General features: G+C 75.2%; 4 protein-coding genes and 2 pseudogenes. 1 reads left to right on the forward strand and 5 read right to left on the reverse strand.

The window, feature by feature from the left end:
• Positions 1-184 precede the first annotated feature (184 nt).
• The 3 genes and pseudogenes from POF43_RS22210 to POF43_RS22215 form a co-directional block, all read right to left on the reverse strand.
• Positions 185-715, reverse strand: a pseudogene (locus tag POF43_RS22210) (transposase); the annotation flags it as partial.
• 18 nt (positions 716-733) lie between these two features.
• A pseudogene (locus POF43_RS35175) lies at positions 734-880 on the reverse strand (transposase); the annotation flags it as partial.
• A 98-nt stretch (positions 881-978) separates the two neighbouring features.
• On the reverse strand, positions 979-2145 hold the full coding sequence (locus POF43_RS22215; protein ID WP_271323806.1) for a UDP-N-acetylglucosamine--N-acetylmuramyl-(pentapeptide) pyrophosphoryl-undecaprenol N-acetylglucosamine transferase: 1167 nt from the start codon (positions 2143-2145) through the stop codon (positions 979-981).
• A gap of 342 nt (positions 2146-2487) precedes the next feature.
• Here POF43_RS22215 and POF43_RS22220 point away from each other — a divergent pair, with 342 nt between their 5' ends.
• Entirely contained in the window at positions 2488-3267 is a 780-nt protein-coding gene (locus POF43_RS22220; protein WP_271316823.1) for a DUF1206 domain-containing protein, read from the forward strand.
• A 625-nt stretch (positions 3268-3892) separates the two neighbouring features.
• Here the strand turns inward: POF43_RS22220 and POF43_RS22225 are convergent.
• The gene (locus tag POF43_RS22225; RefSeq protein WP_282704710.1) at positions 3893-11437 is read right to left on the reverse strand and encodes a non-ribosomal peptide synthetase; all 7545 of its coding nucleotides are present in this window, start codon (positions 11435-11437) and stop codon (positions 3893-3895) included.
• Positions 11434-25749, reverse strand: a complete 14316-nt coding sequence (locus tag POF43_RS22230; protein WP_282704711.1) for a non-ribosomal peptide synthetase — start codon at positions 25747-25749, stop codon at positions 11434-11436. Before POF43_RS22230 ends, POF43_RS22225 begins: the two co-directional genes overlap by 4 nt.
• Positions 25750-26099: the final 350 nt, after the last annotated feature.

Here is a 26099-nt window from a genome sequence, read left to right on the forward strand (position 1 = left end):
ATGGTTCACCGCCTCCCGACCGGCGGGGCGGCAGCGGCGCTCACCAGCCGGTAACCGTACCCGCCGAGCGGCCCGGGGCATGGCCGTAGCCGACGACCACCCACGCCCACCGGGCGTTAGGGCCTGTGTGGAGTTGTGATCAAGGTCGTGATTCGAGGTGTCGGATCCAGAGGAGACCGGCGCATCATTCGAGTCCGGCCTGGTGGCTTTCAGGTTTTTTGTCGTAGCGGACGGTGAGGCCGCGCCAGTCCTTGATCTTGTTGATGGTGCGTTCGACGGTGTTGCGGAGCTTGTACAGCTGCCGGTCGAAGGTGACGGGCCGTCCGCCGCGTGAGCCGCGCTCCTTGCGGTGGGCGGCCTGATCCCTCTTCTCGGGAACGACCGCTTCAATCCCGCGTTCGCGCAGGTGGGAACGCGTCTTGCGGGACGAGTACGCCTTGTGGCCGGCGACTGCGCCGGGCCGGGTACGGGGCCGGCCGACCGGACCGGGAACGCGGATCCCGTTCAGGACGGGGACGAACCGCGGGCTGTCCCCCACCTGCCCCGCGGTGATCTTCAGCGGGAGCGGCAGACATTGCGGCCCGCAGGACAGGTGCGTCCTGGTGGTCAGCCCGCTGCGGGAACGTCCCAGGTCGGCGGCGGCGAGCCGGACCCTGCGCCGACGCCTCACACGTCGTCGCTCTTCCCGCTCCGGGTCCAATTGCCCGTCTTGTTCCCCGCTGGCGTACACGGTGGACCAGTGCCCGAAACGCTCGGGCAACTCCCGCCACTTCGCCCCGTTCCTGAACCGCCACACCACGCCCTCGAAGTGCGCCCGCAGGCTCTCCGGATACGGCCCATACTCACCGACCGGCAGAAACGAGGAGATGAACTCCCACTCGGCATCCGAAAGTTGAGATCAAGACACCCCACCCTTCTACCCCAAAAACCTCGACCCTCCCAGACTGGCGCCCCACGAGATACAACTCCACACAGGCCCTAGCCGCGGTGGGCCGCCACGGCCAGCAGTACGTTGACGAGCAGGTCGGCCGCGTCGGGCCTGCCGTGTTCGCGGGCCCGGTTCGCCATGGCCGTCCGCGCGGCGGGGTCGGACAGCAGCGGGGTCAGTGCCTCGCGCAGGGACGCCGGGGTCGCCTCGCCGGCCAGCGCCACCGCGGCGCCCGCCCGCTCCAAGTGGCGGGCGTTGTGCGCCTGTTCGTTGCCGGCCGAGGAGGCGAGCGGGATGAGGACGGCCGCCTTGCCCAGCGCGGTCAGCTCCGCGATCGTGCCGGCGCCGCTGCGGGAGATCACCACGTCGGCCAGCGCCAGGACATCGGGCAGTTCGGAGCCGACGTAGCCGGTCAGCAGGTAGCGGCCGGCCTGGTCGGCCGGGAGCGCGGTGGTGGCCTGGCGCAGGGCGTCGGCGTTGGCCGGGCCGCACTGGTGGATGACGTTGGCGCAGGTCAGCAGCCACGGCAGGATGTCGCGCACCAGGGTGTTGATCTGCATGGACCCCTGCGCGCCGCCGGTGACGTAGATCGTGGGCAGCCGGCGGTCGAAGCCGTGCAGGCCCAGCGTCTGCACCGCCTTGTCCGCCTGCCCGGTCAGCACCTCGGGGCGTACCGGGTTGCCGGTGACGACCGCGTTGCGGCGTGCCGACTCCGGCAGCAGCGGGAGCGTCGCCTCGGAGGACAGCGCCATGCGGGTCGCGGCGCGGGCGAGGCCGCGGTTGGCCAGGCCCAGCCGGACCGTCTGCTCGTGCACCACGAGCGGCACCCGGCACATCCGGGCCGCCAGCCCGACCGGCACCGCGACGTAGCCGCCGGTGGCCAGCACCACGTCCGGGCGGAAGCCGGCCACGACCGACCGCGCCTGCGCGACGCCGAGCGGCACCCGGCCCATGTCCTTGACGTTGGCGGGCGAGACGAGCTTCAGCGGGTTGCTGGAACGGCGGACCTTGCCGGTCGCCACCGTGGTGAACGGGATGCCCTCGCTCGCGGTGACCCGCGCCTCCAGGCCCTCGGGGGTGCCGACCCACAGCACGTCCAGCGCCCGGCCCTCGGCGGCCAGCCGCGCCTGGAGCGTGCGCACGGCGGTGAGCGCCGGGTAGGTGTGACCGCCGGTGCCGCCACCGGTCACGATCAGGCGGAAGGACTCACTGCTCACGGAGGGACGACCAATCTGGCTGCGCCGGACACGGACCACGCCGGGGTGGGGGAACACCCGGACGATAGCCGATCCCGCGCACCGGCACCGGCCCGGGCACGGGCGGCCGCGGGCCGGCGGCCCTCAGCAGCCGATCCCGGGCACGCGGGTTTCCTCCCGGCCACGCGGGTCATACGTCCAGCACGCTGCGGCATCCCGGCGCCGCACGGACCGGGCGGCGCCTCGCACGTCGTACGAGCGTTCCAGGAGGCACAAGTGACGTCTGCTCAGGCATCGGGCACGGGAGCGTGGCGCCGGGCGCTGCGGCGCACGCCGGGACGGCGGGGATCGCGGGGCACCGCGGTGAGCCCCGGCACGCGCAAGTTCCTGCGGGGGGCCGGACGGGCCGGGTTCGCCGCGCGCGGCGTGGTCTACCTGCTGATCGGCTACCTCGCCGTACGCATCGCTTTCGGCCACAGCGGCGGGGAGGCCGACCGGCAGGGCGCCCTGCGGCACATCGCCGGTGAACCGTTCGGCACCGAGGCGCTGTGGCTGCTCGCCGCCGGGTTCGCCGGCATGACGCTGTGGCGCGGGGCCGCGGCGCTCACCGGCAAGGGGCAGAAGAAGGGCGCGCGGGTGGCGGGCGCGGCGCGAGCGGCCTTCTACGCCTTCGTCTGCTGGGGCACGGCGCTCTACGCCGCCGGCGCGGGCGGCGGCTCCGGCGGGGACAGCTCGTCGCGCGACTGGACCGCCCGCGCGCTGGCCCTGCCCGGCGGCCAGTTCGTCGTGGGTGCGGCGGGGGTCGGCCTGGGATCGGCCGGAGTCGTCATCGTCGTCAAGGCGTTCCGCCGCACGTTCCTCAAGAAACTCGACACCGCGACCATGAGCCCCCGCACCCGGACCGTCGTGACCGCGCTCGGCGTCGGGGGCAACGCGGCCCGCGGCGCGGTCTACGCGGCCGCCGGCTTCTTCGTCCTCGTCGCGGCCATCCGGTTCGACCCGGGACGCGCGAAGGGGATGGACGACACGCTGCGCGCGCTGGCCCGCACACCGGCCGGCCCGTGGCTGCTGGTGACCGTCGCCGTCGGCCTCCTGCTCTTCGGCGGCTTCTCCTTCGCCTCCGCCCGCTATCGCCGCACGTGAACGCGTCCGCCCGGGCTGCGGGGTGCGAACGCGGCGCCCGTCCGGCTTGGGGGGGGAGCGCGTCCGCCGGTCCGACTGATGGCGGAACGCGCCTCCTTGTTGCCGGACTTGGGGTGGCAACGCGTCCGCTCGGTTGACCCGGCGGCGGCACGGGCCCGCGCGCCGGACCCGTGCCGGGAGCGCGTCCACTCGGTCGGCCTGACGGCGGAACGGGCCCGCTCGCCCCGCTCGGGGCGGGAACGCGTCCGACCTCGCGCCTGGACGTATGCGCTCGCCGGCCTGGTGTCTGAGCGGACCCGCCCGCCCGGCTTGGGGCCGGAACGCGTCCGCTCGCCCCGGAACGTCCCCGCTCACCGGCCTCGCGCCTGAACGCCCCCCGCCGCCCGCGCGTCCGAGCGCACCGGCCCGCCGGGACCGCTTGCCGCGGTGCGGGACCTCTCCGACCGCCGGGCCCGCCGACCGCCGCGCGGGCAGTCCGGGGCCGCCCGGGACCGCCTACGGTGCCCGCCTCACCGGCCGGGCCGCGTACCGCCGCCGTGGTCGGCGGGGCGGTGCCACGTCGCCCCGGCAGCGGCCCGCCGGCCGCCCGGTGCCGGGGCTCCGACGCGGCACCGGGCGGGACGGTTCACTCGGCCGCCGCCTCCCCCGGGGCCGGCAGGAAACCGGTGCGGATGAAGTAGGACAGGTAGGTGCGCAGGATGTCGGGGGTGAGGTCGGGGAGGGGGACGCCCGCGCAGCCGGCCGCGCGCAGGGTGCGGGAGGAGTCGAAGGTGCGCCGGACCGGCCGGTGGACGGCGGGTTCGGCCGGGGCGGCCGGCTCGCCGAGCAGGAGCTGGGCGGCGTTGCCGGGCTGGGCCTCGATCCGCTTGCGCCACTGGTCGGCGGGCAACTCCCTTACCGGATAACCGAGTTCGCGTGCCTCCCGGAAGACGTCGGACAGCGCCGGCGGCGCCGGGTGGGTGAGGTGGTGGACGGCCGGGGCGTCGTCGCCGGGGAGGGCGGACAGCGCGACGACGGCGGCGCTGACGTAGTCGACGGGTATCCAGCCGGTGGACTCGTCCGCGTCCTGCGGAATCGCGCCGGCCTGGAGGCAGCCCTTGATCAGGTTCCACAGCAGGTCCTGCTCCTGGCAGGCGCCGCCGCGCGTGTCGCCGGAGATCCGGCCCGGCCGGTAGACGGTCACGGGCACGCCCCTGGCCCGGGCGGCCCGCACGAGTTCCTCGGCCGCCCACTTGCTCTGCGAGTACCCGTCCGGCAGCGCCGTGACCGGGCCGGGCGCGGTCGCCTCGGTGATCGTGCCCGGCGTGTCGGCGGTCGCCGCGAAGACGCCGGTGGTGGAGACGTGGTGCACGGCGCAGCCGGCCGCTGCCGCGAGGCGCAGGATCTCCTCGGTGCCCCCGACGTTCGCGGCGCGCAGGTCGGCGTAGGGGGCGGCGAAGCTGACCTGGGCGCCGTTGTGGACGACGCTCCCCAGGCCGCGGCGCAGGGCGCGCAGGTCGGCGTCGGCCAGGCCCAGGCCGGGGGCCGCCAGGTCGCCGGGGAGCGGGTGGACCAGTCGCGCGTAGTGCTCGCGCCACAGGCCGTACCGCTCCAGGTTGGCGCGTATCCGGCGGGCGCCGTCGGCCGGGTCGGCGGCGCGGACCAGGCAGTCGACCGGCCGGCCGGTGCTCTCCAGCAGGTCGCGCAGCAGATAGGCGCCGAGGAATCCGGTGGCGCCGGTGAGCAGCGTGCGGGTCTGCCCGGCGGGTCCCGGGACGCGGTCGGCGCGGGCCGGGACGATGTCGGGGGCCAGCCGGACGTCCTGGCCCGGTTCGCGGCCGGCGGGGGCCGGCGGTCCTGACGGGTCGTCGTCCGGGTGGCCGAGGGCGCGCAGGACGCCGGCCACCGTGGGCGCGGCGAACAGCGTGCGCAGCGAGGGCCGGACGCCGAGGACGTCCCGGATGCCCTGGGCGAGCCGGACGGCGAGCAGCGAGTGGCCGCCGAGGGCGAAGAAGTCGTCGTCGAGGCCGACGTCGGTGATGCCGAGGGTGTCGGCGAAGACGCCGCACAGGGCGCGTTCGGTGTCGGTGGCGGGGGCGCGGCCGGCGCCGGCGCTGACAGCCGGGTCGGGCGCCGGCAGGGCGGACCGGTCGATCTTGCCGTTCACGGTCAGCGGCAGCGCCTCCAGGGCGACGAACACCGAAGGCACCATGTACTCGGGCAGCACCCGGCCCAGCGCGGTCCGCAGCGCGGCGCCGTCGGCCGCGGGGTGCCCTGGCGCCGCGACCGTGTAGGCGACCAGCCGGCGGTCGCCGGGCCGGTCCTCGCGGACCACCGCGCAGGCCGCGGCGATGTCCGGCAGCGCGGTCAACTCGGCCTCGATCTCGCCGGGTTCGATGCGGAACCCGCGCAGCTTGACCTGGCCGTCGGCGCGGCCGAGGTACTCCAGCTCACCGCCGGCGTTCCACCGTGCCACGTCGCCGGTGCGGTACATCCGGGTGCCGGGCGGGCCGGCCGGGTCGGCCACGAAACGCTCCGCCGTCAGTCCGGGCCGGCCGGCGTAGCCGCGGGCCAGTCCCTCGCCGGCCACGTACAGCTCGCCCGCCACGCCCTGCGGCACCGGGCGCAGCCGGGCGTCCAGCACGTGCACCCGGGCGCCGTCGACCGGGGAGCCGATCGGCACGGTGTGCGGGGTGTCGGCGGGGCCGGTGGCGGGGCGGGCGGTGCCGACGGTCGCGCAGACGGTGGTCTCGGTCGGGCCGTAGGCGTTGAACAGCGGCCGTCCGGCGGCCCATTGGCCCGCCAGCGCGGGTGGGCACGCCTCGCCGGCCAGCACCAGCGTGGTGCCGGGCGGGACGCCGTCGTCGGCGGGCATCACGGCGAGCACGGCGGGCGGGACGGTGAGGTGGGTGACGCCGCGTTCGGCGAGCAGGCGGGCCAGCGGGGCGCCGGGGGCGAGTTCGTCCTGGTCGGCCGTCTCCAGGCAGGCGCCGTTGAGCAGCGCCATGCAGATCTCCCAGAAGGCGGCGTCGAAGCTGATCGACGCCAGCTGGAGCACCCTGCTGTCCGGGGTGACCGCAAGGCGTTCCGCCTGGGTGCGGGCCATCGCGCCGACGCCGCGGTGCGCGACGACGACGCCCTTGGGGCGGCCGGTGGAGCCGGAGGTGTAGATGACGTAGGCGGCCTGGTCCGGCCGGGGCTCGCGCGGCGGGTGGCCGGGTCGCGGGTCGGAGCGCAGGGCGGGGTCGTCGAGGTCGGCGACGGGGACCGGGCCGGCCGGCAGCCGTTCGCGTACGGCGGAGGTGGTCAGGATGAGGGCGGGCCGGGCGTCGTCGAGCAGGTAGGCGATGCGGGACGGCGGGTAGCCGGGGTCGACGGGCAGGTAGGCGGCGCCGGCCTTGAGTACCGCAAGGACGGCCACGACCAGGTCGGCCGACCGGGGGACGGCGAGGGCGACGAGGTCCTCGGCGCCGATGCCGCGGGCGGCCAGGTGGAGGGCGAGCTGGTCGGACCGCTCGTCGAGTCGCGCGTACGTCAGGGTGCCGCGCGCGTCGCGTACGGCGGGCGCGTTCGGTGTGCGGGCGGCCTGGCGGCGGAAGAGCGACGGCACGGTCGATCCCGGTTCGGGTCCGGCCGGCCCGGTGCCCCAGCGTTCGAGACGGGAGCGTTCGCCGGGGACGGCCAACTCGTAGGCGTGGACGGACTGGTCGGGGTCGGCGGTCACCGCTTCCAGCAGGGCGGCCAGCCGTCCGGCGAGGTCGCGGACCGTGGCCTCGTCGAACAGTTCGGTGGCGTACTCCACGTCGGCCCGCAGACCGGCGGTGCCGGCCTCGTCGCGGGTGCGGGTGAAGGCGAAGGTCAGGTCGAACTTGGCGGTCCCGGTCCGCACGGGCAGGCCGGTGACCGTCAGACCGGGCAGGTCGAGCCCGGCGGGCTCCTGGTTCTGGAGCACCAGCATGGTCTGGAAGAGCGGGTGGTGGTCGCGCGAGCGGGCGGGGTTGACCGCCTCCACCAGCCGCTCGAACGGCACGTCCTGGTGCGCGTAGGCGGCGAGGTCGAACTCCCGCACGCGTTCCAGCAGTTGACGGAACGTCGGATCGCCGGACAGGTCGGTGCGCAGCACGAGGGTGTTGACGAAGAAGCCGACCAGGTCGTCGAGCGTCTCGTCGGTGCGGCCGGCCACCGCGGTGCCGAGCGGCACGTCGTCCCCGGCGCCGTGCCGCGACAGCAGGACGGCCACCGCGGCCTGGAGCACCATGAACAGCGTGCAGCCGGACGCCCGCGCCAGACCGGTCAGCGCGCGGTGTGTACGCTCGCCCAGTTCCAGGGTGAACGCATCGCCGGTGTGGCACGCGGTGGCCGGGCGGGGGCGGTCGAGCGGCAGCTCGAGCAGTTCGGGCAGGCCGGTCAACGCCGAACGCCAGAAGGCGAGTTGATCGTTGAGCGGGGATCGCGGGTCGTTCTCGTCGCCCAGCATCCGGTGCTGCCAGAGCGTGTAGTCCGCGTACTGCACCGGCAACGCCTGCCACTGCGGCGCCTGTTGGGCCACCCGGGCGCGGTACGCCTGCCCCAGGTCCCGGCCCAGCGGCGCCATCGACCATCCGTCGCCGGCGATGTGGTGGACGACCAGCACCAGTACGTGCTGGTGGGCGCTGAGCCGCATCAGGCGTGCGCGCACCGGGAGTTGGGTCTCGATGTCGATCGGTTCCGTGGCGGCGCGGGTGACGGCCTCGTCGAGGGCGGCGGGTTCGACGTCGTCCACGGCGAAGTCGAGGTAGGCCGCGGCGGGTTCGAGCACCGACTGCCGCGGCTCGCCGGCCACTTCGGGGAAGACGGTGCGCAGCGACTCGTGGCGGGCGACGACGTCCCCGAGCGCGGCACGCAGCGCGCCGGCGTCCACGCCGCCGTCCATCCGCAGCACGAACGGGATGTTGTAGAGGGCGTTGGGGCCCTCGAAGCGGTGCAGGAACCACAGGCGCCGCTGGGCGGAGGACAGCGGCAGGTCGGCGGGGCGCTCGCCGGCGACCGGGCGGGTGCGGGCCGGGCCCGCGGTGCCGAGGGCGGCGGCCAGCCGGGCGGGGGTGGGGTGTTCGAACAGGGTGCGCACCTCGGTCTCGACGCCGAGCACGGAACGCACCCGGCTGACCAGCCGGGTGGCGAGCAGGGAGTGCCCGCCCATGGCGAAGAATCCGTCGTCGGCCCCGATCCGTTCCACCCCCAGCACGTCGGCGAACAGACCGCACAGGATCTCCTCGCGCGCGCCGCGCGGCCGGCGTGCCCCGTCGGCGTCGGCGGGCCCTTCGGGTGCGGGCAGGGCGCGCCGGTCGACCTTGCCGCTCGGGGTCAGGGGCAGCGCGTCGAGGATGACGAACGCGGACGGCACCATGTAGGCGGGCAGGACGGCGGCCACCGCGTCGGCCAGTTCGGTCCCTCGCGGCGCCGTCCCCCGGGCGGCGACGACGTGGGCGACCAGCCGCCGGTCGCCGGGCAGGTCCTCGCGGACGGTGACGCACGCGGCGGTGACCGCGGGCAGGGCGGTCAGGGTGTTCTCGATCTCGCCGGGTTCGAGCCGGTGGCCGCGCAGCTTGATCTGGTCGTCGGCGCGCGCGACGTGGGCCAGGTTCCCGTCGGCGTTCCAGCGCACCAGGTCGCCGGTGCGGTACATCCGCCCGCCGGCGGCGTCGAACGGGTCGGCGACGAACCGCGCCGAGGTGAGCGCGGGGCGGCCCAGGTAGCCGCGGGTGACGCCGGCGCCGGCGGCGTACAGCTCACCGGTCACGCCCTGCGGCACCGGGCGCAGACCCTCGTCCAGGACGTACAGGCGCATGCCGTCCACGGTGCGGCCGATCGGCGGCGGGCCGTCGGGGCTGTCGGGGACGACCAGGAAGCGGGTGGCGAACGTGGTCGTCTCGGTGGGGCCGTAGACGTTGTGGAACGCGGTCCCCGGGCAGGCGGCCGCGGCGCGGCGCAGCAGGCCGGGCGCGGCGGCCTCGCCGCCGCTGAGCACCAGGCGCAGGTCCTCGAAGGCCCGCGGGTCGGCCTCGGCGACGAGCTGGAACAGGGCCGTGGTCAGGAACAAGGTGGTGGCGCCGGTGCCGGCGGTGACCCGCCGCAGGGCGCGCGGGTCGAGGATGCCCTCGGGGGCGACGGCGATCCGGCCGCCGTTGAGCAGGGTGGCCCAGATCTCGAAGGTGGAGGCGTCGAAGACGTAGGCGGCGTGCATCAGGACGACCGCGGACGCGGCGTCGCGGAAGGCGGAGTCGAGGGCCAGCGCCGCGACGTCCGCGTGGCGGGCCCCGACGGCCTTGGGCGCGCCGGTCGACCCGGAGGTGAACATCACGTACGCGAGCTGCCCGGGGTGGGTGGCCGCCTCACGGGGGCCGGGGGCGGCCGGGGCGCCGGCGGCGAGGTGGCCGGCGGCGTCCACCACCAGGACGGGCAGGCCGGTGCCCGCAGTCCGCGCCCAGGGGTGGCCGGCCAGGTTCTCGCCGACCACCAGTGCGGTCAGTCCCGCGATCCGGGCGACCTGCTCCAGGCGTTCGCGCGGCCAGCCGGGGTCCAGCGGTACGTAGGCGCCGCCGGCCCGGACGATGCCCAGGGAGGCGGTGACCACCGCGGCGGAGCGGTCGAGCAGGACGCCGACGGCGGCCTCGGGGGCCAGGCCGTGGCCGGTCAGGCCGGCGGCGAGTGCCGCGGACAGGTCGTCGAGCCGGGCGTAGGTCAGCTCCGTCGCGCCGGCGCTGACGGCGACCGCGTCCGGGTGGCGGGCCGCGCGGGCGCGGAACAGGTCCGGCAGGGTGCCGGTGCTGCCCGGGGCCGGTTCGGCGCCCCGGCCGGCGGCGAGCAGGTGTTCGCGTTCACCGTCGGCGAGGACGTCCAGGGCGGCGACGGGCCGGTCCAGGTCGCCGGCGAGGGCTTCGAGCACCCGGCGCAGCCGTTCGGCGGTGGACCGCACGGCGTCGGCGGGCAGGACGGCGGGGCGGTGGCCGAAGGTGACGCGCAGGTTGTCGCCGGGGGCGACGGTGAGGGTGAGCGGGTAGTGGGCGGCGTCGGTGCCGCGCAGGCCGGTCACGCGCAGCCCCGGCAGTCCCTCCTGGGCGCGGCGCAGCGCCTCGGCGTCCATCGGGTAGTTCTCGAAGACGGCCAGCGTGTCGAACAGGTCGTCGAGTCCGGTGAGCGCGCGGATGTCGGTGAGGCCGAGGTGCTGGTGGTCCATCAGCCGGGTCTGCGCGGCCTGGAGCCGTTCCAGCAGGCCGCCCAGGGTGTCGGCGGGCCGCACGGTGACGCGGACCGGGATGGTGTTGATGAACAGCCCGACCATGGACTCCACGCCGGGGATCTGCGGCGGCCGGCCGGAGACCGTGGTGCCGAACAGCACGTCGGGCCGGCCGGTGAGCCGGTGCAGCAGGATTCCCCAGGCGCCCTGCACGAGGGTGTTGAGGGTCAGGCCCCGGCCGCGGGCGGTGGCGCGCAGCCGCCCGGTGAGGGATTCGCCCAGGCGCAGGACGTGCTGCTGCGGCAGGTCGCCGCCGGTGCCGCCGGCCGGGGCGGTCCCGGACAGCAGGGTCGCGCCGGTCACCCCGTCGAGGGCGTGGCGCCAGGCGTCGGTGGCCGCCGCGCGGTCCTGGGAGGCGAGCCATTCCAGGTAGGCGCGGTAGGGCGCCACCCGGGGCATCGCCCCGTCGTCGCCGCCACGGGCGTACAGCTCGAACAGTTCCCGTACCAGGAGCGGCATGGACCAGCCGTCGAGCAGGATGTGGTGGTTGGTCATCACCAGGTGGTAGCGGTGGTGGCCGGTGCGGATCAGGGTGAAGCGCATCAGCGGCGGGGTGGTCAGGTCGAAGCGCCGCACCCGGTCGGCGTCGAGGAAGGCGGCCAGCGCGGCGGCCCGTTCGGCCTCGCCGTGGCCGGCCAGGTCGAGTTCGGCGACGTCCGGCGGGACCTCGGCGGCGACGGCCTGGACGGGTTCGTCGAGGTCCTCGCTGAGGAAGCCGACGCGCAGGTTGGCGTGCCGGCGCAGCAGTCCGGCGACGGCGGCGCGCAGCAGCCCGGCGTCGACCGGTCCTTCGATGTCGAAGACGAACTGGGCGGTGTAGACGTCCACGGCACGCGTGTCGTACTGGGCATGGAAGAGCATGCCCGCCTGCAAGGGCGTCAACGGCAGGACGTCCTGGAGCTGGAACCCGGTCACTTGCTTGCTCCCCACTTGATCTGCAGCTTGTCGATCTGGGCCTGGTTCAGGGAGACCAGGGGAAGGTCGGAAGGCGTGTGGCCGCCCGCGTCGGGGGCCTTGGCGTGTTCGGCGATGGCCCGCAGTGCCGCCAGCCATCCGTCGGCCAGCGCGGCGACGTCCTGGCGGGTGAGCAGGTCCCGCGGCCAGGACCAGTGGGCCACCAGGCGCGGTCCGCCCGGCAGGTCCTCGGTGTGCGCGTTGATGTCGAGCACGTGGTGGGCCGGCAGGTCGGGGTCCTCGCTGCGGGGGCCGCCCCCGTCGAGCAGCACCTGCCAGTCGTCGTGGCCGCCGGCCGGTGAACCGGCGTAGCGGCCCAGGTAGTTGAAGCCGATCTGCGGGGTGGGGCCGTCCTTGAGCAGGTCCGCGGCCGCGCCGCCGGCGTGCCGCAGCACCCCGTAGCCGATGCCGTGGTCGGGGACGGCCCGCAGTTGTTCCTTGACCTGTTTCAGCGCCCGGTCGACCAGGCGCGGGTCCCACGCGCGCCCGTCGAGCCGGCCGACCGGGCCGGGGTCGACGGCGACCGGGTACAGGCTGGTGAACCAGCCGACGGTCCGCGACAGGTCGGTGTGCCGGCCGATCTCCTCGCGGCCGTGGCCCTCCAGGTCGAGCAGCACGGCGGAGCCCGGCGTCCCGCGTTCGGCGCGCCACCCGGCGACGGCGAGGGCGAGGCCGGTCAGCAGCACGTCGTCGACGCCGGCGTGGAAGGCGGTCGGCGCGGTGGTCAGCAGCGGCCCGGTCCACTCGGCGGGCAGCGTGACCTTCACCGTCTCCAGGGTCTCGGCGGTGTCGCGTGCCGGGTCGAGCGGGCGGTGGCCCAACTGCGGGTCGGGGGTGCGCAGGATCTCGCGCCACAGCGGCAGTTCGCGGGTGCGCCGTTCGCTGTGCGCCTCGGCCGCCAGCAGTTCCGCCCACCGCCGGTAGGAGGTGAGCACCGGCGGCAGTTGCGGTGCGGCCCCGGCGGCGAGCGCGTGCCAGGCGGTCACCAGGTCGGCGGTGAGCGTCCGCCAGGAGACCGCGTCGACCGCCAGGTGGTGCACGACGATCAGCAGCCGGCCGGGGTCGGCCGGGCCGGCGTCGTACCAGACGGCCTCCAGTACCCGGCCGGCCTGCGGGGCGAGCCGGCGCCGGGCGCTCTCGGCGGCCCGCGCCACGGCCCGGTCGGCGTCGGCGGGGGCGAGCCCGGTGAGGTCGACCCGGGTGAGCCGGTCGTGGGCGGCGACCGCGCCGGGCGGCAGGACCTCCAGGTCGCAGCGGTCCCCGGTGCCCGGCAGGACCCGCATGCGCAGGGTGTCGTGGTGGTCGAGGAGTACCTGGAGGGCGGCGGCCAGCCGGGGTTCGTCCGCGCCGGCCGGGCAGCGCAGGACGGCGGACTGGTTGTAGCCGTCGAGCGTGCCGGGCCGGGCGAGGAACCAGGCGGCGATCGGGGTGGCGGGCAGCCGGCCGACGCCGTTGTCGGCCGTGCGGTCCGGTTCCGCGCCGACCGGCACGGCGACGGCGGCGATCGCCCCCGGGGTGCGGTGGGCGAAGACGTCGCGCGGGGTGACGACGAATCCGGCCCTGCGGGTGAGGCTGACGACCTGGATGGACAGGATGCTGTCGCCGCCGAGGGCGAAGAAGTCGTCGTCGACGCCGACGCCGGTGATGGCGAGGGTCTCGGCGAAGACCGCGCACACGGCCCGCTCGGCCTCGGTGCGCGGGGCCCGGCGCGAGCCGCCGCCGGTGACCGGGCCGGGCGCGGGCAGCGCCCGCCGGTCCGTCTTGCCGTTCGGGGTCAGCGGCAGCGCGTCGAGGCTGACGAAGGCCGACGGCACCATGTGGGCGGGCAGTACGCCCTCCAGCGCCGCGCGCAGTACCGCCGCGTCGTGGGCCGGCGTGCCGCCGGCCGCGACGGTGTAGGCGACGAGCCGCCGGTCGCCGGGGCGGTCCTCGCGCACCACCGCGCAGGCGGCGGCGATCCCCGGCAGCGCGGTCAACTCGGCCTCGATCTCGCCGGGTTCGATGCGGAACCCGCGCAGCTTGACCTGCTCGTCGGCGCGGCCGACGTACTCCAGCGCGCCGTCGGCGTTCCACCGCACGACATCGCCGGTGCGGTACATGCGCTCGCCCGCCGGACCGAACGGGTCGGCCACGAAACGCCCGGCGGTCAGCCCGGCCCGGCCGGCGTACCCGCGCGCCAGCCCCGTGCCCGCCACGTACAGCTCGCCGGCGACACCCGGCGGTGCCAGGCGCAGCCTCGCGTCCAGCACGTACACCCGGGCGTTGTCGACCGGGGCGCCGATCGGCACGGTGCCGCCGGGCGCGTCACCGGTGGGCACCCGGTGGGCGGTGGCGTCGATGGTGGCCTCGGTCGGGCCGTAGAGGTTGTGCACCTCGACGTGCCAGGCGGCGGCGACGCGGGCGGCCAGGGCCGGCGGCAGCGGTTCGCCGCCGGACAGCACCGCGCGCAGGCCGGCCGGCCGGGCGGCGGCGGCGTCGAGGACCGGGGCCAGGAGGGACGGTACGAACTGGGCGAGGGTGACGCCGTGGTCGGACATCCGCCCGGCCAGCAGGCCCGGGTCCCGGTTCGTCGCGGGCGCGACCACGCACACCGACGCGCCGTGCGTCAGGGGCAGCCAGGTCTCCCAGACCGAGGCGTCGAAGCTGGGTGAGGTGCGGGCCAGCACCCGGTCGCCGGTGGTGAGGCCGAGGTGGCCGGCCATCCACACCATGTGGTTGGCCGCCGCCTCGTGGCTGACCACGACGCCCTTGGGCCGGCCGGTGGACCCCGAGGTGTAGATCACGTAGGCCGGGTGCCGCGGGTGCGGGACCGGCAGGGGGGCGCCGGGGTCGCCGGTCCAGGCGGCCTCGTCGTCGAGGTCGACCACCGGCACCGCGGTGTCCGGCAGCCGGTCGCGCGACGCCGCGGTGGTCAGCAGCAGGACGGGGCCGGCGTCGTGCAGCATGTGGGCGACGCGGGCCGGCGGGTAGTCCGGGTCGACCGGCAGGTAGGCGGCGCCGGCCTTCAGCACCGCCAGCATCGCCACCACCGTGGCGGCGGTGCCGCTCACCGCCAGGGCGACCAGCCGTTCCGGGCCGGCGCCGAGCGCGGCCAGGTGGCGGGCGAGGCGGTCGGCCCGCGCGTCGAGCTGACCGTACGTCAAGGTGCCGTCGTCGGCGCGGACGGCGACCGCGTCCGGGGTGCGGGCGGCCGGTACGGCGAACAGCCCCGGAAGGGTGCGCACCGGCAGCGGCCGGGACCGGCCGCGCCCGGCGGCCAGCAGCCGGGCGGTCCCGCCGGCGTCCAGCAGGTCGAACTCGGCGACCCGCAGGCCGGGGTCGGCCGCCGCCGCGCCGAGCAGCCGCACCAGGCGGTCGGCGAGAGCGCGGGCGGTGGCCGGCTCGAACAGCTCCGTGGAGAACTCCAGGGTGCCGTCGAGCCCGCCCGGCGCGGCGTCGTCGAGCCGGCGTTCGGTGAAGGAGAAGGTCAGGTCGAACTTGGCGATGCCGGTGTGGACCGGCACCCCGGTGACGGTCAGGCCCGGCAGGTCGAGCCCGGCCGCCTCCTGGTTCTGCAGGACCAGCATGGTCTGGAAGAGCGGGTGATGGCTCTGCGAGCGCTCCGGGCTCAGCGCGTCGACCAGCCGCTCGAACGGCACGTCCTGGTGCGCGTAGGCGGCGAGGTCGAACTCCCGTATTCGGGCGACGAGTTCACGGAAGGTGGGGTCGCCGGACAGGTCGGTGCGCAGCACGAGGGTGTTGACGAAGAAGCCGACCAGGTCCTCCAGCGCCTCGTCCGTGCGACCCGCGACCGCGGTGCCGAGGGGGACGTCCTCACCGGCGCCGTGCCGCGACAGCAGGACGGCCACCGCGGCCTGGAGCACCATGAACAGCGTGCAGCCGCAGGCCCGCGCCAGCCGGTCCAGGGCGGTGTGCGTCCCGGGGTCCAGTGCGAAGGCCAGCGCGTCGCCCGTGTAGCGCGTCGCGGCGGGCCTGGGCCGGTCGGTGGGCAGCACCGGCGCCTGCGGAAGCCCTGCCAACGCCGAACGCCAGAAGTCGAGTTGACCGCTGACCGCGGACCGCGGATCGCTGTCGTCGCCCAGCATGCGGCGCTGCCAGAGCGTGTAGTCCGCGTACTGCACCGGCAACGCCTGCCACTGCGGCGCCTGTTGGGCCACCCGGGCGCGGTACGCCTGCCCCAGGTCGCGGCCCAGGGGCGCCATCGACCATCCGTCGCCGGCGATGTGGTGGACGACCAGCACCAGCACGTGTTCCTCGGCGCCCAGCCGCAGCAGACTCGCCCGGACGGGCACGTCCACCGCCACGTCGAACGCCTGCGAGACGGCGTCGGCCAGTACCCGGTCCAGGTCGCCCGGCGCGACGTCGCGCGGGCGCAGGTCGGGACGGACGACCGCCGGGTCCAGCACCAGCTGGCGGCCGACCCCATCGACGTCGGGGTGGACGGTGCGCAGGCTCTCGTGCCGCTCCACCAGGTCGGCGAGCGCCGCACGCAGCGCGCCGGTGTCGAGCGGGCCGTCGAGGCGCAGCACCAGCGGGATGTTGTACGTCGCGCTGGGCCCCTCCAGGTGGTTGAGGAACCACAGGCGGCGCTGCGCGAAGGACAGCGGCAGCACCTCGGGGCGTTCCGCGCGGACCACCGGCGGGCGCGCGCGGTCCGCTCCGTCGAGGGCCGCGGCCAGCCCGCCGGGCGTCGGGTGGTCGAACAGGGTGCGCACCTCGGTCTCGACCCCCAGCACCGAGCGCACCCGGCCGGCCAGCCGGGTCGCGAGCAGGGAGTGGCCGCCGATGTCGAAGAACGCCTCGTCCACGCCGACCCGTTCCCGGCCGAGGATCTCGGCGAACAGGCCGCAGAGGATCTCCTCGCGGGCGGTGCGCGGTTCACGCCCGGCCGCGGAGGCGACCACCGCTGGCGCGGGCAGCGCCCGCCGGTCCACCTTGCCGTTCGGCGTCAGCGGCAGCGCGTCCAGGGTGACGAACGCGGACGGCACCATGTACGACGGCAGCTCCCGCCCGATGCCCGCCGCCAGCTCCGACGCCACCGGCCCGGCCCCGGACGCCGGCACCACGTACGCCACCAGCCGCCGGTCGCCCGGCACGTCCTCCCGGATCGTGGTGAAGGCGGCGACGACGCCGGGCAGGGTGCCGAGCACGGTGTCGATCTCACCGGGTTCGATGCGGTAGCCGCGCAGCTTGACCTGGTTGTCCGCCCGCGCGACGTACGCCAGGTCCCCCTCGGCGTTCCACCGCACCAGGTCACCGGTGCGGTACATCCGCCCACCGTCCCCGGCGAACGGATCGGCCACGAAGCACGCCGACGTCAACCCCGCACGCCCCAGATACCCCCGCGCGACACCGGCGCCGCCCAGGTACAGCTCACCCGTGACACCCGGCGGCACCAGCCGCAGGCCCGCGTCGAGGACGTAGGTCCGCATCCCGTCCAGCGGACGGCCGATGGCGGGCAGCCCCGTACCGGAGCGCGGGGTGATGTCGTGGCGGGTGGCGAACGTGGTGGTCTCCGTCGGACCGTAGACGTGCCGGACCCGGACGTCCGGCACGGCCGCCGCGACCCGCTGCATGAGGCCGGGAGCGGCGAGTTCACCGCCGGCGCAGACCGTACGCAGCCCGTCGAGGCAGCCGGGGTCGACGTCGGCGATGACGTTGAACAGCGCGGTCGTCATGAAAACGGCCGTCACCCCTTCGGAGCGCACCGTCTCCCGCAACACATGCGGTTCCAGGGCCTGTTCGGGAGCCACCACCACCCGGCCACCCGCCAGCAACGGCACCCACATCTCGAACGTCGACGCGTCGAAGACATACGCCGAATGCATCAGCACCGCATCCGAGACACCCTCCCCCCACGCCGAATCAGCGGCCAACGCCACCACATCCGCGTGAGAAACGCCCACCCCCTTCGGCACACCCGTCGACCCCGACGTGAACATCACATACGCCAACCGCTCCCCACCCACCACCACCGGCAACACACCCAACTCCCGCGGCACACCCGACACCACCCGGCCCACCGCATCCACCACCACCACCGGCAACCGACCACCCACCTCAACCACCCACGGCAACCCCGCCAGCTCCTCACCCACCACCAACGCCCTCAACCCCGCCACCTCAACCACCTGCCGCAACCGCTCCACCGGCCACCGCCCGTCCAACGGCACATACGCACCACCAGCACGCACCACACCCAACGACGCCGCCACCACCGCCACCGAACGGTCCAACAACACCCCCACCGCACCCTCAACACCCACACCCACACCCACACCAAGACCCACCAACACCCCCGCCAGCACACCCGACAGGTCGTCCAACTCCCCGTACGACAACCGCACCCCGCCACCCGACACCGCCACCGCACCCCGGCACTCCCCCACCCGCGCCGCGAACACCGCGGGCAGCGAACTGGTGTCCGGGGCGGTGGGCAGGGCGTGACCGCTGCCCCAGGCCGCGAGTGCGGCGCTCTCGTCCGGGCCGAGCAGGTCGTAGGAGCGCAGCGGGAGGTCGGGGTCGGCGACGACGCCCTCCAGCAGCCGTACCAGTCGGGCGACCAGGGCTTCGGCGGTCGCGGCGTCGAACAGGGCGGTGGCGTACTCGACGCCGGCCAGCAGCCCGCCCTCGCCGCTCCCCCCGTCCTGGTCGTCCTCGCCGTTCGGGCCGCCCCGACCGCCCTGCTCGGTGAAGGCGAAGGTCAGGTCGAACTTGCTGACGCCGTTGTGGACCAGGCGGCTGCCGACGCTCAGACCCGGCAGGTCGACCTCCGCGACCTCCTGGTTCTGGAGCACCAGCATGGTCTGGAACAGCGGGTGGTGGTCGCGGGCCCGTACCGGATTGACGCTCTCCACCAGCCGTTCGAACGGCAGGTCCTGGTGTGCGTAGGCGGCGAGGTCGAACTCCCGCACGCGTTCCAGCAGTTGACGGAACGTCGGATCGCCGGACAGGTCGGTGCGCAGCACGAGGGTGTTGACGAAGAAGCCGACCAGGTCCTCCAGCGCGGCGTCGGTCCGTCCGGCGACCGGCGTGCCCAGCGGGATGTCGTCGCCCGCTCCGTGCCGGGACAGCACGGTGGCCACCGCCGCCTGGAGCACCATGAACAGGCTGCTGCCGCTGGCGTTGGCCAACTCCCGTACCTGACGGTGCAGTTCGGCGGGCAGAACGCGGGAGTACACGGCGCCGGCCGGGTCGGTCACGATGGGCCGGGGCCGGTCCAGCGGCAGGTCGAGCAGGGTCGGCAGACCCTGCAACGCGTCCCGCCAGAAGGCGAGTTGACCGGCGACGACGCTGCCGGGGTCGGCCTCGTCGCCCAGCATGGCGTGCTGCCAGATCGCGTAGTCGGCGTACTGCACCGGCAGCGGGGACCACGCCGCGGGCCCGCCGGCCAGCCGGCCCCGGTAGGCCTCGGCCAGATCGCGGGCGAGCGGCGCCAGCGACCAGCCGTCGCCGGCGATGTGGTGCAGGACCAGCAGCAGGACGTGGTGCCGCGGGCCGGCGGTGAACAGCCGGCAGCGCAGCGGGAGATCGCGGGTGACGTCGAACGGCCGGGTCGCCGCGTCCCGGACGGCCGCGTCGAGCGCGTCGGCGCCGACCGGTTCCGCCTCCAGCGGTACGGGGACGGCCGCGCGGATCACCTGGGAGGCGGTGCCCTCGTGGTCGGGGAAGACGGTGCGCAGGGTCTCGTGGCGGGCCACGACGTCGCTCAGCGCCGCGCGCAGCGCCGCGACGTCGAGCGGCCCGCGCAGTTCGAGCGCGAGGGGGATGTTGTAGGTGTGGCCGGGGCCGTCCAGGCGGTTGAGGAACCACAACCGCTGCTGGGCCGGCGACAGCGGCACGACCGGCGGGCGTTCGGCGGCGGTCACCGCGGCCCGGGCGCCGGCGGCACCGGTCAGGACGGGCGCCAGCGCGGCGACGGTGGGCCGTTCGAACAGGGTGCGGACCGCGAGTTCGACGCCGAGCACCGTGCGCACCCGGCTGACCAGGCGGGTCGCCAGCAGGGAGTGACCGCCCAGCGCGAAGAAGTCGTCGTCCACCCCGACCGCCGGTACGCCCAGTACGTCGGCGAACAGACCGCACAGCAGGTCCTCGTGCGGGGAGCGCGGGGCGCGTCCCGCGGCGGACCGCGGTGCCGTGGCGGGCGCGGGCAGCGCGCGGCGGTCGACCTTGCCGTTGGGCAGGAGCGGCAGCGCGGGCAGCGTCACGAACGCCGAGGGGACCAGGTGGACGGGCAGCAGGCCGGCCAGGCGTTCGCGCAGCCACCCCGCGGTCGGGGGGACCGGGCCGGCCGGGACGACGTAGGCCACCAGGCGCGGGTCGCCCGGCCGGTCCTCGCGCACCAGGCACACCGCGTCGGCGACCCCGGGCAGCGCGGCCACCACGGCCGCCGCCTCGCCGGGTTCGATACGGAATCCGCGCAGCTTGACCTGGTCGTCGGCGCGGCCGGCGTACTGGAGCGTGCCGTCGGCGTTCCAGCGCGCGAGGTCGCCGGTGCGGTACATCCGGCCGCCGGCCGGGCCGTCCGGGTCGGCGACGAACCGGGCGGCGGTGAGCCCGGGCCGTCCCAGGTAGCCGCGGGCGAGCAGGGCACCGGACAGGTACAGCTCACCGGTGACGCCGGGCGGAACCGGGCGTAACCGGCCGTCGAGCACCCGGGCCCGCGCGTTGTCCACCGGCCGGCCGATCGGGACGCCGCCGTGGCCGGGGGCCGGCGTGGCGACGTGGTGGGCGGTGGCGTCCACGGTGGCCTCGGTCGGGCCGTAGAGGTTGTGCGTCGCGCACCGCCACGTCTCGCTGGTCCTGGCGGCCAGTGCCGCGGTCAGCGCCTCACCGCCGGCCAGGACCGCGCGCAGGCTGCGCGGGGCGTCGAGCGTGGCGTGGTCGAGGACGGTGCCGAGGTGGGAGGGCACGAACTGGGCGAGGGTGACACCGAAGGTGTTCATCCAGCCCAGCAGGGCGTCCGGTTCCCGGTTGGCGTCGGCGGGCATGACGCAGACCGTGCCGCCGAAGGCCAGCGGGAGCCAGATCTCCCAGACCGAGGCGTCGAACCCGGGTGAGGTGCGGGCCAGGACCCGGTCGTCGTCGGTGAGGGCGAGGTGGCCGGCCATCCAGGCCATGTGGTTGGTGACGGAGGCGTGGGTCACCACGGTGCCCTTGGGGCGGCCGGTGGAGCCGGAGGTGTGGATGACGTAGGCGGGGTGCGCGGGGTGCGGCGCGTGCGGCGGGTCGGCGGTGTGGCCGGTGGACCAGGCGGCGGTGTCGTCGAGGTCGAGCAGCGGCGTGCCGGTGGCGGGCAGCCGGCCGGCCAGTGCGGCGGTGGTGATCAGCAGCACGGGCCGGGCGTCGTCGAGCAGGTGGGCGACGCGGGCGGCGGGGTGGTCGGGGTCGGCGAACAGGTAGGCGGCGCCCGCCTTGGCGACGGCGAGCATCGCGGTGACCAGGTCGGCCGAGCGGGGCAGCGCGAGGGCCACGACGTCCTCGGGCCCGACGCCGCGGCCGGTCAGGTGGCGGGCCAGGTCGTTGGCGCGGGCGTTGAGCTGCCCGCGCGTCAGGGTCCGCTCACTGTCGACCAGCGCGACGGCGCCGGGGGTGCGGGCGGCACGCTCCTGGAAGAGTTCGGCCACGGTCGCCGCCGGTACCGGGCGCCGGGCGCCGTGCTCCCAGCGGCGTAGGCGGGCGTGTTCCACGTCGCCGAGCAGGTCGGCGCCGGCGGCGCGCGCGTCGGGGTCGGCGGCCATCGCGTGCGCCAGGCGGGCCAGCCGCTGTCCGAGCGCGGCGGCCGTGCGGCGGTCGAACAGTTCGGTGGAGAACTCCAGGTACCCCTCCAGGCCGGCGGGGCGCCGGTCGTCGGTGTACACCTCGGCCAGCGAGAACGTCAGGTCGAACTTGGAGATCCCGGTGTGCGTGAACTGCGTACCGGCGGTCAGTCCCGGCAGGTCCACCGTGGTGGCCGCCTGCCCCTGGAGGACCAGCATGGTCTGGAAGAGCGGGTGGTGGTTGCGCGAGCGGGCGGGGTTGACCGCCTCGACCAGCCGTTCGAACGGCAGGTCCTGGTGCGCGTAGGCGGCGAGGTCGAACTCCCGCACGCGTTCCAGCAGTTGACGGAACGTCGGGTCGCCGGACAGGTCGGTGCGCAGCACGAGGGTGTTGACGAAGAAGCCGACCAGGTCCTCCAGCGCCTCGTCGTCGCGGCCGGCGACCGCGGTACCGAGGGGCACGTCGTCCCCGGCGCCGTGCCGCGACAGCAGGACGGCCACCGCCGCCTGGAGCACCATGAACAGCGTGCAGCCGCACGCCCGCGCCAGCTCCAGCAGGCCGGCGTGGGTCCGCGGGTCGATCGCCAGGGGCAGGGCGTCGCCCGCGTGCGTCATGACCGCGGGGCGGGGCCGGTCCACCGGCAGGTCGAGCAGTTCGGGGGCGCCGGCCAGCGCGCCGCGCCAGAAGTCGGCCGACGCGGCGCCGGGACCGTCCTGGTCGCCGTCCGCGCCGAGCACGCCGTGCTGCCAGAGGGTGTAGTCCGCGTACTGCACCGGCAGCGGCCGCCAGTGCGGGGAGGCGCCGGCCAGCCGGGCCCGGTAGGCGGTGGCCAGGTCACGGGTGAGGGGTTCCAGGGACCAGCCGTCCCCGGCGATGTGGTGCAGGTTCAGCACCAGCACGTGCGCGTCGGCACCGGTCCGCAGCAGCCGGGCCCGCAACGGCGCGTCGACCGCCACGTCGAACGGCTCGCTCACCAGCGCGGGGAGCCGTTCGTCCGCCCAGCGCCGGGCGGCCGCGCCGGTCGTGCCGGGCGGCGGGTCCTCCACCTCCAGCGGGGTCAGGCCCGCCGCCTTGGCCGCCGGCTCGACGTGCTGGCGGGGTACGCCGTGCTCCTCGCTGAACGTCGTGCGCAGGATCTCGTGCCGTTCCACCAGGTCGGTGACGGCGGCGCGCAGCGCGTCGAGGTCGAGCGGCCCGTCCAGGCGCAGCACCAGCGGGATGTTGTAGGCGGCGTTCGGCCCCTCCAGGCGGTTGAGGAACCACAGGCGGCGCTGCGCGAAGGACAGCGGCAGCACCTCGGGGCGGTCCTGGCGGGTGAGGGGCGGTCGGGCACCCGCCGCCTGTTCGAGCGCGCCGGCGAGGGCGGCGGGGGTGGGGTGGCGGAAGAGCGTGCGGATGTCGGCGTCGGCCCCGAGCACCGAGCGCACCCGGCCGGCCAGCCGGGTCGCGAGCAGGGACTGTCCGCCGAGCCGGAAGAAGTCGTCGTCGGGCCCGACCCGTTCGGCACCGAGGACCTCGGCGAACAGGCCGCAGAGGATCTCCTCGCGCGGGGTGCGCGGCGCACGGCCCGCCCCGGACGCGACCGCCGCGGGGACCGGCAGCGCCCGCCGGTCCACCTTGCCGTTCGGCGTCAGCGGCAGCGTCTCCAGCACCACGAACGCGGACGGCACCATGTACGACGGCAGCTCCCGCCCGACACCCGCCGCCAGCTCCGACGCCACCGGCCCGGCACCGGACGCCGGCACCACGTACCCCACCAGCCGCCGGTCGCCCGGCACGTCCTCCCGGACGGCCACCACGGCGTCGGCGACACCGGGCAGCGCGGCCAGTACGCGTTCGATCTCACCGGGTTCGATGCGGTAACCGCGCAGCTTGACCTGGTTGTCCGCCCGCGCGACGTACGCCAGATCCCCTTCGGCGTTCCACCGCACCAGGTCACCGGTGCGGTACATCCGCCCACCGTCCCCGACGAACGGATCGGCCACGAAGCACGCCGACGTCAACCCCGCACGCCCCAGATACCCCCGCGCAACACCGGCACCGCCCAGGTACAGCTCACCCGTGACACCCGGCGGCACCAGCCGCAGGCCCGCGTCGAGGACGTAGACCCGCATGCCGTCCAGCGGACGGCCGATGGGCGGCACGTCGTCGGCCGACGCCCGGGTGACGTCGTACCGGGTGGCGAACGTGGTGGTCTCCGTCGGACCGTAGACGTGCCGGACCCGGACCCCGGGCAACGCCCGCGCCGTCCGCTGCATCAGCCCGGGAGCGGCGAGTTCACCCCCGGCGCACACCAGGCGCACGCCCTCCAGGACCGTGGGGTCGACGTCGGCGACGACGTTGAACAGCGCGGTCGTCATGAAAACGGCCGTCACTCCCTCGGAGCGCACCGTCTCCCGCAACACATGCGGTTCCAGGGCCTGTTCGGGAGCCACCACCACCCGGCCACCCGCCAGCAACGGCACCCACATCTCGAACGTCGACGCGTCGAAGACATACGCCGAATGCATCAGCACCGCATCCGAGACACCCTCCCCCCACGCCGAATCAGCGGCCAACGCCACCACATCCGCGTGAGAAACACCCACCCCCTTCGGCACACCCGTCGACCCCGACGTGAACATCACATACGCCAACCGCTCCCCACCCACCACCACCGGCAACACACCCAACTCCCACGGCGCACCCGACACCACCCGGCCCACCGCATCCACCACCACCACCGGCAACCGACCACCCACCTCAACCACCCACGGCAACCCCGCCAGCTCCTCACCCACCACCAACGCCCTCAGACCGGCGACCTCAACCACCTGCCGCAACCGCTCCACCGGCCACCGCCCGTCCAACGGCACATACGCACCACCAGCACGCACCACACCCAACGACGCCGCCACCACCGCCACCGAACGGTCCAACAACACCCCCACCGCACCCTCAACACCCACACCAAGACCCACCAACACCCCCGCCAACACACCCGACAGGTCGTCCAACTCCCCGTACGACAACCGCACCCCGCCACCCGACACCGCCACCGCACCCCGGCACTCCCCCACCCGCGCCGCGAACACCGCGGGCAGGGAAGGGACACCGTCGACGGGGAGGGCCGCGCCGCGTCCCTGCGACAGCAGTGCCTCGCGGGTGGAGGCGTCGAGCGCATCCAGGTCGGCCAGCGCGGTGCCGGGGCCGGCGGCGGCGAGGCGGGAGAGCAGCGTGATGATGCCGCGTTCGTGCGGGACGACGTCCTCGGCCCGGTACAGCTCCTCGTTGACGTCGAAGCCGATCAACGGCCCCTGCGCCTCGGAGCGTTCACACACGAAGACGGAGACGTCGTCGACCGGGCCGGTGGACAGCACGCGGGAGACGCCGGGGCTGCCGGCGAAGTCCAGGTCGTACTCGTAGGTCATGATGTTGACGACCACGTCGGAGAGCGCCGCGCCGCCGGTCATGCCGAGGTCGCGGGCGAGCTGCTCGCGGGAGTAGCGGCGGCGGCGCAGTCCGTTGCGCATCTCGGTGGCGACGTGCCGGACGAGATCGCCGACGGTGGCCCGCGGATCGACGTGCACGCGCAGCGGGACGATGCCGGCGGTCATGCCGACCGCGTCGCGCAGGTTGTTGCGGCGGCCGTGGGAGGCCAGTCCGACGCAGACGTCCGCCGAACCGCCGGCCCGGCTGACGTGGACGGCCACCGCCGCCACGAACAGCACGGGCCAGGTGGTCCTGGTCGTCCCGGCCAGCTCCCGCAGGTCCTTCATCACGGCCGGCGCGAGCGTCTCGCCACCGTGCATGCCGACGGCGGACGGGCGGTGTCCGTCCGCCGTGCCCTCCCGGTGTCCACCGGTGGTCGCGTTCCGGGCCGGCCGACGCGGCACGAGGCGACCCCCGCGGTCGCCTCCTGCCGCGAGACTGGCGAACCGGCCGGTCAGGTACGCGCGGTCACTGTCGAAGTCGGCCGACGCCAGGTACTCCTGCTCGCTCGCCACCAGGTCGCCCAGCGGCCCGATCCGGCCGGTGGCCGCACGCCCCTCCACCGCGGCGGTGTACAGCTCGGCGATCCGGCGGGCGAGGACGGAACCGCTGAGGCCGTCCATGACGATGTGGTGGTACCGCGTGTACCACCAGTGCAGCTCCGGCGCGATCCTCAGCAGGGCGTACGTGTGCCGGGGCGCGCCGAGGGTGTCGACGGTCGCCATGTCGCCGGCCATGAACCGCTCGGCGGCCTCGCGCGGATCGGCGGCGCCGCTGAGGTCCACCAGCACCGGTTCGACGGCGGGCCGGCAGGAGATCCGCTGCCGGACCTGGTCGCCCTCGGTGAAGAACTCGGCGTTGAGGCTGTCGCACTCGCGTCCGACCTGGCGCGCGACGCCGAGCAGCGTCTCCGCGTCGAGCGGTCCGCGGATCTCGATGCACTCGCCGATGTTGAACTTCGGGCTTTCCGGGTCCAGTTGCTGTCCGTACCACACGCCTTCCTGAGCCTTCGTCAGAGGAAGGCGTGCGCGGTCGTCCCGCATGACAACTCCACTTTTCTTGGGATGCGATACCGGTCCGCCGGGCGGGAGCGCACCGGACGGGAACACGAAGAAGGCGTGCGGAGGGGGCGTCGCACGTCGTGCCGACCGTGGTCGGCGGGAACTGCGGGCAGGGCGAAGCGCGGTGGGGCGGCGCGGGGGGTGGGGGTCGACGGTCACCCTGCGCCGGAGCGCCTTCCGGCGCGGACCGGCCGGTGGATCCGGCGTACCCGGTGGAACGAGTGGGGCCAACTGCGGTACACGTCAACCGAGTTGGCCGGACGGCACACGCCGGCACCCCGGTCGCGGACCGCGGCCGGGCTGGGTGTGCCGGGGCACTTCGGCGTGCCGGT

Source organism: Streptantibioticus silvisoli (assembly GCF_027947535.2).
In the GTDB taxonomy this organism is placed as follows: Bacteria; Actinomycetota; Actinomycetes; order Streptomycetales; family Streptomycetaceae; genus Streptantibioticus_C; species Streptantibioticus_C silvisoli.